Origin of the sequence: Microbacterium terrae, from assembly GCF_017831975.1 — a bacterium.
Taxonomy (GTDB): domain Bacteria; phylum Actinomycetota; class Actinomycetes; order Actinomycetales; family Microbacteriaceae; genus Microbacterium; species Microbacterium terrae.
This window is the reverse complement of the sequence record NZ_JAFDSS010000001.1, coordinates 3,408,861-3,422,082: the sequence shown is the minus strand read 5'-3', so window position 1 is coordinate 3,422,082 and position 13,222 is coordinate 3,408,861. Positions and strand designations below refer to the sequence as shown.

11 protein-coding genes are annotated in these 13,222 nt (G+C 67.9%); 6 read left to right on the top strand and 5 right to left on the bottom strand.

Translation table 11 applies throughout. The features are described 5' to 3' along the window. Window positions 1-15: 15 nt before the first annotated feature. From JOD63_RS15600 to JOD63_RS15575, 6 genes are all read left to right on the top strand, one after another. Window positions 16-930 (top strand): carbohydrate ABC transporter permease, encoded by a 915-nt coding sequence (locus tag JOD63_RS15600; protein ID WP_045275601.1) that lies wholly within the window; start codon window positions 16-18, stop codon window positions 928-930. Next, the gene (locus JOD63_RS15595) at window positions 927-1,787 is read left to right on the top strand and encodes a carbohydrate ABC transporter permease (protein WP_045275572.1); all 861 of its coding nucleotides are present in this window, start codon (window positions 927-929) and stop codon (window positions 1,785-1,787) included. Before JOD63_RS15600 ends, JOD63_RS15595 begins: the two co-directional genes overlap by 4 nt. Before the next feature lie 175 nt (window positions 1,788-1,962). Continuing rightward, window positions 1,963-2,862, top strand: a complete 900-nt coding sequence (locus tag JOD63_RS15590; RefSeq protein WP_052682466.1) for a dihydrodipicolinate synthase family protein — start codon at window positions 1,963-1,965, stop codon at window positions 2,860-2,862. Then, window positions 2,859-3,827 carry an aldo/keto reductase gene (locus JOD63_RS15585; protein ID WP_045275125.1) on the top strand — a complete coding sequence of 323 codons (969 nt, stop codon included), beginning with the start codon at window positions 2,859-2,861 and terminating at the stop codon, window positions 3,825-3,827. The genes JOD63_RS15590 and JOD63_RS15585 overlap by 4 nt, the downstream gene beginning before the upstream one ends. Then, window positions 3,821-4,438, top strand: a complete 618-nt coding sequence (locus tag JOD63_RS15580; RefSeq protein WP_052682465.1) for a fumarylacetoacetate hydrolase family protein — start codon at window positions 3,821-3,823, stop codon at window positions 4,436-4,438. The genes JOD63_RS15585 and JOD63_RS15580 overlap by 7 nt, the downstream gene beginning before the upstream one ends. Before the next feature lie 211 nt (window positions 4,439-4,649). Then, window positions 4,650-5,732, top strand: coding sequence for a LacI family DNA-binding transcriptional regulator (locus JOD63_RS15575; protein ID WP_045275124.1), 1,083 nt, complete (start codon window positions 4,650-4,652; stop codon window positions 5,730-5,732). Between the two features lie 141 nt (window positions 5,733-5,873). Here JOD63_RS15575 and JOD63_RS15570 read toward each other — a convergent pair whose 3' ends face one another. Genes JOD63_RS15570 through JOD63_RS15550 form a run of 5 tightly spaced genes read right to left on the bottom strand, consistent with a single transcriptional unit; the run spans window position 5,874 to window position 13,184 of the window. Continuing rightward, window positions 5,874-7,448 carry a family 43 glycosylhydrolase gene (locus tag JOD63_RS15570; RefSeq protein ID WP_045275123.1) on the bottom strand — a complete coding sequence of 525 codons (1,575 nt, stop codon included), beginning with the start codon at window positions 7,446-7,448 and terminating at the stop codon, window positions 5,874-5,876. Between the two features lie 15 nt (window positions 7,449-7,463). Beyond that, window positions 7,464-10,550, bottom strand: coding sequence for an NAD(P)-dependent oxidoreductase (locus tag JOD63_RS17915; RefSeq protein WP_245617954.1), 3,087 nt, complete (start codon window positions 10,548-10,550; stop codon window positions 7,464-7,466). 2 nt (window positions 10,551-10,552) lie between these two features. Then, window positions 10,553-11,272: a hypothetical protein gene (locus JOD63_RS17910; protein WP_045275122.1), complete on the bottom strand. Its 720-nt coding sequence runs from the start codon at window positions 11,270-11,272 to the stop codon at window positions 10,553-10,555. Further along, a complete protein-coding gene (locus JOD63_RS15555) occupies window positions 11,269-12,165 on the bottom strand; it encodes a carbohydrate ABC transporter permease (protein WP_084613438.1) in 897 nt (298 codons plus the stop codon). The genes JOD63_RS17910 and JOD63_RS15555 overlap by 4 nt, the downstream gene beginning before the upstream one ends. Continuing rightward, window positions 12,162-13,184 carry a carbohydrate ABC transporter permease gene (locus tag JOD63_RS15550; RefSeq protein WP_045275121.1) on the bottom strand — a complete coding sequence of 341 codons (1,023 nt, stop codon included), beginning with the start codon at window positions 13,182-13,184 and terminating at the stop codon, window positions 12,162-12,164. The genes JOD63_RS15555 and JOD63_RS15550 overlap by 4 nt, the downstream gene beginning before the upstream one ends. Between the last annotated feature and the right edge of the window lie 38 nt (window positions 13,185-13,222).

Sequence of the window (13,222 nt, the reverse complement as noted above, 5' to 3'; positions counted from 1 at the left end):
ACCCGAAAGGCACCCATGTCCTCCGTCCGCCGCCACAGCATGCGTCCGCGCCTCGCCCCGTGGCTGTTCCTGGCGCCGGCCATCATCCTCGCCATCGGCCTGCTGTTCGCCCCGCTCGTCTACACGGTCGTGCTGAGCCTGCAGGGGCGGAAGGTCGCGGCATCCGGGATCGGCGTCGCCACCGACGTGTTCGTCGGTCTCGACAACTACGTCCGCTCCCTCACCAACCCCGCCCTGCTCGAGTCGTTCGGGCGCATGCTCGTCTACGCGCTCATCGCGGTGCCGGTGACGATGGGGCTGGCCCTCGTATTCGCCCTCCTGCTCGACAACCTGTCGAGCAGGTTCACCCGCTTCTCGCGCATCTCGATCTTCATCCCGTACGCGGTGCCGGGTGTCATCGCCGCGCTCATGTGGGGCTTCATGTACCTGCCGGGGGTGAGTCCGGTCGGCGAGCTGTTCACCGCGTTCGGCTGGCCCGTCCCCGATCCGCTGGACGGCGCCTCGGTGTTCTTCGCCGTCGCGAACGTGACCATCTGGGGATCGATCGGATTCAACATGGTGATCCTCTACACGTCACTGCGGGGACTTCCGCAGGAGCTGTACGACTCGGCGCGACTCGACGGCTGCACCGAGACCCAGCTGGCGCTGCGCATCAAGCTGCCGCTCATCCTCCCGGGCGTCATCCTGACCGGTCTGTTCACGATCATCGGCGCGTTGCAGGTGTTCAGCGAGCCGAACCTGATGATGACGCTCACGAACTCGATCACCTCGGACTGGGTGCCCATGATGCTCGTCTACCGCGACGCCTTCGTCACCAACGACATCTACGGCGCCTCGGCGACGGCGATCATCATCACCGCCGTGACGATGATCGCGAGCCTCGGACTGCTCCGGCTGCTCCGTAACCGCGCGTTCGGAGGTGAAGCATGACCGCCGCCGTCACCTCCACCAGACCCCGCGCGGGGTTCTGGTCGACATCGGCCCTGCTGATCGGCGCCGCATACTCGCTCTTCCCCGTCTACTGGCTGGTCGCCGCGTCGACCAAGAGCGCCGGCGAGCTGTTCACGACGTCGACGATGGTTCCGAGCTTCACCGGCGGCTTCTTCGAGAACCTCATGGCGCTGCTGAGTTTCAACGACGGCGCGTTCCTCGTCTGGAGCGGCAACAGCATCCTGTTCTCGGTCGGCGGCTCGGTCCTCGCGACCGCGGTCGCGGCGGCCGCGGGCTATGCCCTGGCGAAGTACGAGTTCCGCGGCAAGCAGGCGGCGTTCACCCTGCTGCTCATCGGCGTGCTCATCCCCGGTGTCGTGCTGGCGATCCCGCAGTACCTGCTGCTCGCCATGATCGGCATCGCCGGAACCTACTGGTCGGTGCTGCTGCCCTTCGCGATCAGCCCGTTCTCGATCTACCTGGCGCGCATCTACGCCGGCGCCGTCGTGCCCGGGGAGCTGCTCGAGGCGGGGCGACTCGACGGCGCGAACGAGTGGCGGCTGTTCCGATCGATCGGGCTGCCCGCCATGGTCCCGGGGCTCATCACGATCTTCCTGCTGCAGTTCGTCGCGATCTGGAACAACTTCCTGCTGCCGTACATCATGCTCAGCCGCGAGGAGACCTTCCCGCTCACCGTGGGGTTCTACGCGATGATGAACCAGGGCTCCGACCAGCTGAACGTCTACAACCTCGTGATCATGGGATGCCTCCTCGCGATCATCCCGCTCATCCTCCTGTTCCTCTTCCTCCAGCGCTACTGGCGCCTGGACCTCGTGAGCGGATCGCTGAAGGGATGAGCGAGCGGATTCTCCCGGGCGGGGCGTGGCCGGTCGTCCTGACGCCGTTCCACGACGATCTCTCGATCGAATCTGCTCAACACACCGCGTCTCGCACCGGGTCGCTCGACCTCGGCCGAGCCAAGCTCCACCCCGCCCGCTGAACCACACCCCCACCCCACACCCTGGAGGAATCGTGCCCACCCCGTTCCACGGCGCCTGGCCCGTGATGCTGACACCCTTCACCGACGACGACCGCGTCGACGTCGACACCCTCGATCGCTACGTCGACTGGCTGATCGACTCGGGTGCGACGGGCCTGTTCCCGGGTGCCCTGTCGGGCGAGATGTTCGAGCTGACCGAGGCCGAGCGCCTCGCGATAGCCGCACGCGTCGTCGCCCGCGCCGCCGGGCGGGTGCCGGTCGCCGCAGCCGTCTCCGAGCGCGGGACGGCCGCCGAGACCGCGGCATCCGTCGCCCGGCTCGCCACGACCGGGGTCGACCTCGTCGTTCTGATCGCGTCGGTCGTGCTCCAGCCCGATGATGACGAATCGGTGTTCACCGACGTCGTCAGCGAGGTGCTCGCCGCCAACCCGGGCGTCAAGTTCGGCGTGTACGAGTGCCCGCTCCCCTACCACCGCCTCTTCTCCGACGACCTCGTGGCCTGGATCGCCGGTACGGGACGCTTCCTGTTCCTGAAGGAGACCAGTCACGACACCGAGGTCATGGCCACGCGCGTGCGCCTCGGCGCAGACGCGGGGCTGCGCATCTTCAACGCGGGCATCGAAGACCATGTGCAGAGCCTGGCCGTCGGTGTCGCCGGGCTCTCGGGGTGGGTCGTGAACGTCGCACCCGACCTCGTCGTCGAGCTCGAGGAACTGGTGTCGCAGCGGGGCGAGGACGATCGCGCGCTCGAGCTTCAGCGGGTGCTGAGCTCGGTGGAGGATCGCATGGGCCCCACATACCCGGCTTCCGCCAAGGCCATCGTCGAGGCGCGCGCCGGGATCGGCTTCACGACGGCGTCGCGGTGGCGTCCCGCAGAAGTGGATCCCGACGAGATCCGCGCGATCGTGGCGATGATCGAGGCGGCCGCGTGAATCACGTCGCACTCGGCGCCAGCCGCCTCGAGGTCTCGCGGCTGTGCTTGGGCACGATGAACTTCGGCCGCCACGTGTCGACCGCTGACGCGCACGCGATCCTCGATCACGCGCACGAGAGCGGCATCAACTACATCGACACGGCGAACCGCTACGGCACCCCCGACCGACCGCACGCGTCAGAGGAGATCATCGGCGACTGGATCGCGCAGGGCGGAGGACGCCGGGAGCGCACCGTCCTCGCCACGAAGGTGTTCGAGGAGACCGATCCGTGGCCGAACAACGGCGGGCTCTCGGCTCTGAACATCCGGCGCGCGTGCGACGCATCGCTGCGCCGGCTGAAGACCGACTACATCGACATCTACCAGATGCACCACATCGACCGCGGCGCCGGGTGGGACGAGGTGTGGGAGGCCTACGACGTGCTGCGTGCGCAGGGCAAGGTGCTCTACGCGGGCTCGTCGAACTTCGCGGGCTGGCACCTCGCGATGGCGCAGACCTCAGCCCGCGCCCGCGGGTCGCTCGGGCTCGTGTCGGAGCAGTCCGTCTACAGCCTCGCCCAGCGCACGATCGAGCTCGAGGTGCTGCCGGCAGCGCGCGCGCTCGGCATCGGCGTCGTCGCGTGGAGTCCGCTCGCGGGCGGCCTGCTCGCCGGGCCGCCCGATCCCGCCGGCCGTCGCCACTCCGACCCCGGCTTCGCCGAGCGGGCGGCGCGGCACAGCGCTCAGCTCGAGCGGACCGCTGCGATCGCGGACGCGGCCGGGATGCCGGTGGCCGTGCTCGCGCTGTCGTGGCTGCTCGCGCAGCCCGGCCTCGCGGCCGCCATCGTGGGCCCGCGCACGATCGGCCAGCTCGACTCGATGCTGATCGCGGCCGAGGTGCAGCTCGACGATGCCGTCCTCGACGAGCTCGACGAGACGTGGCCGGGCCCCGGCGGCGCAGCGCCCGAGGCGTACGCGTGGTGACGGCGGCGGCGCATCCCCGCCCCGATCGTGCCGGCATGATCTACGGCATGTCGGCGAATCAGGCCGGCTTCGACACCACGCCGCGCGTCTTCACGCGGCATCCGGGGATGATCGTCGGCGACGGCGACCCCCTCGAGATCCACCCGTCCGCAGGCACTGTCGTCGCCGAAGGCGAGCTCGCGATCGTGATCGGCACCGCCGTCCACTGCGCCGGTCTCGAAGCCGCCCGTGCCGCGATCGGAGGGTGGGCGCTCGCCAACGACGTCACCGCGGTCGACCTGATGACGCCCGACGTCGGCATCCAGGAGGGGAAGGGACTGGCGACGCCGCTCTCGACGATGGTCGGCCCCGAGTTCGCCGCCGAGGATGCCGTCATCCACGTGTCGGTCAATGGCGAGGTGCGCTCGAGCGGCGCCTCGTCGCTGCTGCGTGTGCGCGGCCCCGAGCTCGTCGCCTGGGTCTCGCGCACCCAGCACCTGCTGCCGGGCGACGTGATCCTGTGCGGCGCGCCAGCCCCCGCGGTGCCGGTCCGGATCGGCGACCGGGTGCGGATCTGGGCCGAGGGGCTGCCGTCGCTCGAGAACCTCGTGGTCGACGCTTCGACCGCCTGAGGTCCGCGTCGGGGGGACTTCCGTACGAGGATGCCGGCCTTCACGAGATTGCCGAGGATGGCGACGGGCTCTCAGGCGTCTTCTGAGCCGGCGGGCTGCGCGAATCGGGGCATACGGAACGAGCCCACGAATTGCAACTAGTTGCGATCCAGCCCACTGAACACCGCGATTGACGCTCGAAAGCGCTCTCCCGTCCCGTAGATTGGCCTCTGTGAGCACCTCATCAGCGCGTAATGGCGCCCCGTCTCGGGGCCCCGAGCCTGTCGGTCGCGCGAATCTCGCGGACGTCGCACGGCTCGCCGGCGTGTCGACCGCGACGGCATCGCGCGTCTTGGCCGGCCGGGGTACGGGCAAGGCAGCGAGCCATGCGCGGGTGCTCGCCGCCGCGGACGAACTGGGGTACGTCGTCAACGGCCTCGCCCGATCGATGATGGGCATGGGCCGACGCAGCATCGCGTTCGTGTCGAGCCAGATGGTCGGGCCGACGTTCGCTGCGATGGCATCGGGCGCCGAGAGCATCGCCACCTCGCATCATCACCTGTTCATGATGTGCACCACGCATGGCGACCCGGAGGTCGAAGCCGAGCTCATCGACTCGCTGAGCGAGCAGCGCGCCGCCGCCGTGCTGCTGGTCGGTTCGACGCCGACCGACGAGGTCTTCGCCGAACGCGCGGCCGCATATTCCGAGAAGCTCGCTCGGGTCGGTGCGCAGCTGATCCTCTGCGGTCGCCCCGCGATCGAGGGCATGCCGAACATCGCGAGCATCGACTACGACCACGTCGGCGGTATCGAGGCAGCGGTGGATCACCTTGTCGCGCACGGGCATCGCCGCATCGCCTACGTGGGCGAGACCGAGCGTATGACCACTTCCGAGCAGCGTTACCGCGGCTACCGAACGGCCATGCAGCGTGCGGGCATCGCGGTCGACGATGCACTGGTGATGCACACCGATAACTTCACCGATCAGGCGGAGGAGATCCTCCACACATTCCGCGCCGCGCACCGAGATGTGACCGCGTACGTGTGTCAGACCGACATCATCGCGGTCGGCATTTCGGAGGCCCTCCGGGCAGACGGCGTGCGCGTTCCCGACGACGCTTCGGTCGTCGGATTCGACGACATGCCCCTCGCGGCCTATCTGACGCCGTCGCTGTCCACCGTGCACGCCCCGTTCCACGAGGTCGGCGTGATGGCAGGGCGTATCGCGGTCGGAGACCTCCCCTACGAAGGCCCCGTCGTACTGCCGAGCGAGTTCATCGCGCGCCGATCCTCCGGCCCCGCCGCGGGCGCGTAGCCGACCCGAGCGCGGAACTCAGCCGACGAACGCCACGATCTTGCGGATGAAGTCTCGAACATGGTGCGTGAGTCGACCCGTACCAAGCGCGAGAGATCGACGTCGATGATCACCCGCGACCGGGCAAGAAGATCCGGCAGGTCAGACCTGCGTCTGGCTCAGCGAGGCAGAACGGATGCCGGCACCCCATCCGCGACCATCGAGATCCTCGGCACGCACTCCGAAGAACATGCCGGTGAAGCGCAGTCTCGGACCGAAGTCATCCGACAGCATCCATGCCGGATACTCGCCGGGTAGGGGCATCCACTCCCCCGTCTCGGTCGCCCACGCGAAGGTGAGAGCCGGTCCGTGCAGCTCTGCGCGCAGGCGCAGCGCGCCATCCGGAACGCTGACCGCGTCAGATCGGGTGGTGCGCCCCGGCTCCCTCACGATGACCCGGATGCTGCGACCCGCAGTCTCATCCCACGACAGCTGCATCCAGATCCAGCCCTGACGGTCGTACCAGGCGACGATCCCGGCAGCTTCACGTGTGGTGCGGGGCTCGGCGTCGATCACCGCCTCGAACGTGGCATGGTGCTCCTGGACACGGGTGAGGAGCAAGGACTGCTCGAACACCGACGCCGTCGAGTGACCGCCGCGCAGCCGCAGCGAGCTTGTGGAAGTGTCGAACACCGCCGGATCGGGAGCGACCCGCAGGGTCGACCAGCGGCGGCTGTCGATGCCGTCGGCGAAGGTGTCGGTCCACGAAGCCCCCTGGTCGGAGGGGGCGTCGCCGACCTCGCGCTCGACGCCGGGAATCTCGACGTCGATCTCGCCGTGGTGGCCGCCGTCGCGCAGCCGCAGCCATCCGTCCTCGAACACGACCGCCTGAAGCGAAGTCTCACGCCCCAGGGTGCAATAGCGCTCGCCGAGATGCAGTGTCGGACGGCTCGCAAGGTGCGCCAGCATCCACTCGCCTCCGGGTGTCTGCACCAGCTCACCGTGCCCGGCCTTCTGCAACGGCGTGCCGGGGGCGTCGCGGCTGGTCAGCATCGCGGGCCACGGGTCGCGCTCGTAGGGACCGGTGAGGTTTGCGGATCGGGCTGTGGTGATGCTGTGGTTCCAGCCGGTGCCGCCCGACGCGATCGTCAGCACATACTCGTCCCCGATGCGGTACAGGTTCGGCCCCTCGACCAGCACGTCCTCGCGGTAGATGACCGTCGCCTCGCCGCTGGTGCGACGCTCGTCAGGCAAGTACTGCTCGAGGACGAGACCGCTGAACGACGCATGCTCGGGTCGCTGGTCCCACTGCACGCCGACGATCCAGTGGGTGCCGTCGGTGTCGTGGAAGAACGAGAAGTCGAAGCCGCGCGAGCCGAGATGTATCGGCTCGGACCAAGGGCCCTCGATCGAGTCCGCGGTGACGAGGTAGTTGTCGATGTCCTTGTCGTCGCCGTCCATCGTGCGCACGATGGAGTACGCCAACCAGAACGTTCCGTCGGTGTGGCTGAGGCTCGGCGCCCACACCCCACCCGAGTCCGGAATGCCCTGCAGATCGAACCCGTCGTCGAGCGCATGCCCGACGACGGTCCAGTTCGCCAGGTCGCGCGAGTGATGGAGGCGGACGGCCGGGTGGTACTCGAATGTGCTGGTGGCGAGGTAGTAGTCCTCGCCGACACGCACGATCGACGGGTCGGGGTTGAAGCCCCGCAGCACGGGGTTATGGATCGTTGCCATGCGGCGTGGCCTCGCTCAGGGAGTGATCGGATGCTGGAATGCCTGACCGGTGACGAGGCGCTCGATCTCGTCAGTGGCGGTGGCGCCGAGCCTGCGCAATTCGCTCCCCACCGAACCAGCCAGGTGGGGTGTGAGGAAGACGTTCGGCAGTGTGTACAGCGGGTGTCCTGCAGGGAGCACCTCAGGGTGGGTGACGTCGAGGATCGCTCGCAGCCGCCCTGACTGGAGCTCTTCGACAAGCGCGACCTGATCGACCAACCGGCCCCGCGCAGTGTTGATGACCGTCGCCCCGTCCGGAAGGGCGGCGAGCACGTCACGCGAGATCATGCCGCGCAGCTCCGGGATGTCGGGCGTGTGGATCGACAGGATGGAGGTGCGTCGGGCGAGCTCGACGAGGTCATCGACGATCTCGGCACCGAGGAGAGCCGCGCGCTCCTGTGTGAGGTGGGGGTCGTACACCAGAACGTCGACGTCGTAGTCCTTCAGGATCTCCATCGTCATCGAACCGATGCTGGAGGCACCGACGACGCCGATCGTGGATCGGTACAGTCCGGTGTGCGCCAGCTCGGCCTCGCGGTCGATGAAGCGCTGCTCGGCTCCGTAGGTGCGCGATGCCCAGAACGCCTCCTTCGCGGCGAGGACGATCATGGCGACGGTGAACTGCGCGACCGGAATTGCGTTCGCGGCGCGGGCGGATGACACCGCGATCCCGCGATCGGCGACGGATGCGTCGAGGAAGCCCACGCCGCCCCCCCAGTGGACGACCGCCCGAAGCGACGGAAGCGCGTCCAGTTCCGCCGGCCCGATGTCGGGCGTCCCCCATCCTGTGACGAGCACCTCGGTGCGAGCGCGCTCCGCGTCGGACAGCGCGTCCAGCGACGTGATCATCCGATCGGTGTCGACGTCCAGCATGCCGCGCAGTTTCGCGAGGTCATCCTCGGTGAAGACGAGGTCCCGGGCGTCCGGAGCCATCACCATCATGGCCTTCATCAGATCGCCTTTCTCATCGCGATAGTCGCGTCTGCGCCCGTCCGGGTTCGTGTCGACCCGGAACACGCGGGCGTCAGCTCCCGCGCTCGTGCCCAGCAGCAAGCCGTAGCGGGTGTTCATCGCCGTCCACTCGTCGGCACCCGCAGGGAACAGCACCGAAGTCTCGCCGATGACGCCGGGAATCAGCACCTCGCGAGAGTCGAGGCCGCGGTCCCACACGAACAGCAGGTCGCTCTCGGGTGTATGCAACCCCAGGCATATGACCTCGTCATCCCATCCCGGCAGCCCCAGCGGCCAGAACGGCGTCGAGCTCGAGAGTTCGGTGCGCAGTACCTTGTGCAGCACTGTCGCCTCGGAGACCAGAGCACGTTGCGACGGGCGCAGCTGCCCGAGGAAGCCTGACAGGTACAGGCGCCCGCTGAGGCCGGTCACGAGCGTGAATGCCGTCTCGGCATCCGTCATGTCGGCCGCGGGGTACGCCCAGTTCCCGCATTGCTCGGGCAGGATGGAAGCGGGCGCGGATGCCGCGACCGGTGGATATCGCAGGAAGTCCTGCTGGTCCGTCGTCGACTGAAGATGGGTCACGGCGAGAAGACCGTAGTCGGCCCGCATCGCGCCCGAGCTGCAGTTCTCGAGCAGGAGCCCAGGATGCCTCTGCTGCACATCCACGAGCCAGTCGCGGTAGGCGCGCACGTGCCCGAGAAGACCCGCACCGGGAGCCGTGGCATCCTGTTCGGTCCCGGCTCCAGGATTGATGTTGTAGTCCAGCTTCAGGTAGGTGACTCCATACTCGGCCACCAGGTGGTCGACGGTCGCGTCGACGTGCGCTCTGGCTGCGGGGTGACGGAAGTCGAGATGGTAACGCTCGTGCTCCTGCACCCGCGCACCGAACCGGTGGAAGAAGGCTTCGTCCGGCAGGGTCGATGCCGCCGGGCTGCGGACACCGACGACCTCCGGTTCGAGCCAGAGCCCCGAGCGCATGCCCAATCGGTGAATCTCGTCGATCACCCCGCGCAGCCCCGCCTCATCGAACCGACTGCATGCCTCGCGCCACTCACCGACGGTCGACCACCAGTCGCCGATCGCGGGATCGGCGAACCACCCCGCGTCAATACAGAACACCTCGGCGCCGGCCTCAGAAGCGGCACGGATGAGTGGGATCAGCTTGTCGGTCGAGGGCTGCCCCATCAGCGTGTTCATGAAGTCGTTGTAGACGACCGGCAAGCCCTCGCCCGCTGCATCCGGACGAAGCGTGCGCCGGTACGGGGTCAGGGCGGCCAGAGCGGCGTCGCGCCCCGTAGCCGACACGGTGAGCGCCACCGGCACGGCGTCGAACCCCGCGCCCGGCGGAAGGGTCTGGGCGAAGTGATTCTCGAGGTCGGTGGGGCCGAGGAGGGTGAGAGCGGCTCCCGCCGCCCCCTGGCTGATGTCGACGTGCCAACCCGCGCTTGATTCGATCTGCCACGCGAGGGCGTGTCCGGTCGCGGTGTCGGTGAGGACGCCGACTGGGAGGAGTTCACCGGTCGACCAGGCCCCATGGCTCGTCCACGATGCGTGCCCCCGGCCGTCCTGGCCGTGAATCGGCAGCGAGAGATCGGGGACGCTCTCGCGCAGCGACACTTCCGACCACCGATTCTCGGCGAGCCACTCGCTGCGCGCGGTCGACACCGTGAGCGTGTCGAGGTCGGCTTCGGTACGGCCGATCCCGATCGTCACAGAACCCACCGCGGTGAGGACAATGGTCGAATCCGATCCGTTCGTGATCCGCGTCTCGACCCGCAGAGTGTCCGCGGTCGCCGCGGTCAGCAGGGTGGATGCCTCGAGCCCGGTGACCGGGTCGGTCTGCGTGACGACGATCTGGCTGTGGTCGCCGTCGACGGACTGCACCCGCATCCGCGAACCGACGCCGGATCGGATGTAGGCCTGGCTGGTGCGCGCACGCTGTTCGGCCGAGGTGAACACCTCGACCAGCGCGACTTCGGGGCGCCCGACGATGTCGGAGCCCGGGACGGATAGTGAGGCGGGGCGGTCGGGCGACCAGTGCACGGCGAAGGCGCCGATGCGCTGGGCGCGTTCGGTGAGCGTTCCGGTGGCGATGTCTTGCAGTGTCACGATCAGCGGCCCGCCGTCTTCGCGTCGAATCCGAGGGCGCGGTTGCAGATCTGGATCGCCACTGCCGCTCCCGCTGGGGCGAAGAACCACGCGACGGCGCCGACGACCGGGATCGTGGTCGCTGCGACGGCAAGTCCTGCGAGCATCAGCCATGCGAGGGCAGCGTGAGGGCGTTTCCCCACTGCTGCGGCGGCCGCCGTCGCGAGAGCAAGCGGGCGCTGCTGCTCACCCTTGCCGGCGACGATCGAGACGGCGATCGCGATGATCACCGTCACCCCGATTGCGGCCATGGCGATGAGGAAGACGAGGTCGCTCGATCCCAGGAGTGCGAGGTCGTAGCCGATCAACAGTGCGATGACCACGATCCCCACGGCGGCCCACGGAAGCGTCCGTACGGCGCGGGCGAACCCATGCCAGAACACACGGCCGGCGCGGGCAGCAGCACCGTCTTCGCGCAGGGCCTCGGCTGCCTGCAACAGCCCGTGGAGGCCGGGGAAGAGCGTGACCAGCGAGAGCGCGCCGAGCCAGATCGCCAGGTGCGTGGCCTGCCAGCCGACGAGGGCCTGGAAGGCGAGCACCGGGGCGAGCGCAGCGACGAACGACACCGACACGATGAAGTACTGGAAGGTGGCGAGCAGCATCGTGGCGACTGGTCCGTCGTAGCCGAGCAGCCGCTGCGTACGTGAGCCCGTGCGGCGGCCCGCGGTCGGTGCGGCGGTCATCCCTTCACCGCCCCGACCGACATGCCCTTGATGAAGTAGCGCTGGAACGCGGCGAAGATCGCGATCGACGGGACGATCGCAAGGATCGCGCCGGTGTAGATGAGCTGCCACTGCGACGTGAGCAGGCCCACCATCCGGTTCAGCGCGACGTTGATCGTGCCCGCGTTCGACGAGTCGAGGAACACCAGCGGGATGAAGAAGTCGTTCCACAGTCCCAGCGCCTGGATGATGACGAAAGCACTCGTCACGGGCAGGAGCATCGGGAACACGATGGACCAGAACGTCCGGAAGCGGCCGGCGCCGTCGACGTGGGCAGCCTCTTCGACATCGATCGGGATGCCCTTGATGAAGCTGCAGTACAGCAGGATGCCGAAGCTCGCTGCGCCGCCCAGGTGGACGAGGATGACGGCCGTCAGGGTGCTGTAGAGCCCCACCTCGTTGAAGGCCTTGACCAAGGGGATCATGCGCACCTGGAACGGGATCATGAGGCCGGCGATGAAGAGGATGTAGAGGAAGCGTCCCCATCCTCCGCCGATGCGCTCGATGCCCCACGCGGCCATCGGGACGATGGCGACCAGCAGCACAACTGTGCCCACCGTGATGATCACCGTGTTCAGCAGGGCTTCCGGGTAGTCGGTCTGCTGGAACAGCGCGATGTAGTTGTCGAGGGTGAAGCTCGTGGGGAGCCCCATCGGGTCGATGGTGATCTCGGAGTAGGTGCGGAAGGACTGCAGCAGCGCGTAGATGACCGGGAACGCAACGACGAGGACGAGAACCGAGAGGACGACCATGACGACGACTTCGCCGACGGTCCACTTCTTCTTCTCTTTGGGCGTCTTCTGGCGGCGCGCCTTGGGAAGGACGTTGAGGCGGGTGGCGTCTGAGGTGCTCATGCCTGGATCTCCCTCTTGCGCATGTAGGCGTTGGCGCCCACGGTGCTGACGATGACGACGAGGAACAGCACGACGGCTGCGGCCGATCCGAAGCCGGCGCGGTACTCGCCGAAGCCGACCTTGTAGATGAAGAACGCCATGGTCTCTGAGACGAACCCGGGGCCGCCGGAGGTGAGGACCATGACCTGGTCGAAGATGACCCAGCCGGCGATCATCGCGAGGGTGACGTTGACGGTGACGGCGCCGGCGATCATGGGCCAGGTGACGTTCCAGAAGGACTGCCAGCCGTTGGCGCCGTCGATCTTGGATGCCTCGAGCAGTTCCTGCGGCACCGACTGGAGGTTCGCGAGGTAGATGAGGGTGGTGTTGCCGCCGAGGGTGAAGCAGGTGATGAAGAGGATCACCCAGACGACGATGCTGCTGTCGCCCAGCCAGTCACGGGCCCAGTCCGGCAGGCCCAGGTCGCGGAGGACGTTGTTGACCATGCCGAAGTTGTAGTTGAGGAGGTACTTCCAGATCGTCGCCATGATGAAGGCGCTGACGAGAGCGGGCAGGTACACCGCGGTGCGGAAGAAGCCCTGACCGTGATTGAGCCGGTCGAGGAGGAGAGCGACGATCAGCGCGATGACGTTGATGATGATCGCTGAGCCGAGGCCCAGGATCAGGGTGTTCCTGACCGCGTTCCAGAAGCGGCCGCTGGTGAGGATGTCCTGGTAGTTCTGGAATCCGATGTAGTCGTAGCCGTCGCTGATGCCGTCCCAGTCGGTGAAGCTGAGCTGCACGGACTGGATCGACGGGACGATCACCATGAGCAGGTAGATGATGAGCGCCGGGGCAACGAAGGCCAACAGGACGAGGCGACCGCGGTTGGCTGCCGAGAATCGGCGGACCTTGGGCGGCGCCGCGGTCTCGGGGGCTCGGTCGTCATCGGGGATGCCGTCGAGAGGACGCTTCCCGGTCAGCAGCGTGGTCGCGGCAACGATGCCGGCGCCGCCTTCTTGAGAGCTCTGATCGCTCATGTCGTCCTCCTTCGGACACGGATGAGATGTCGCGGCCG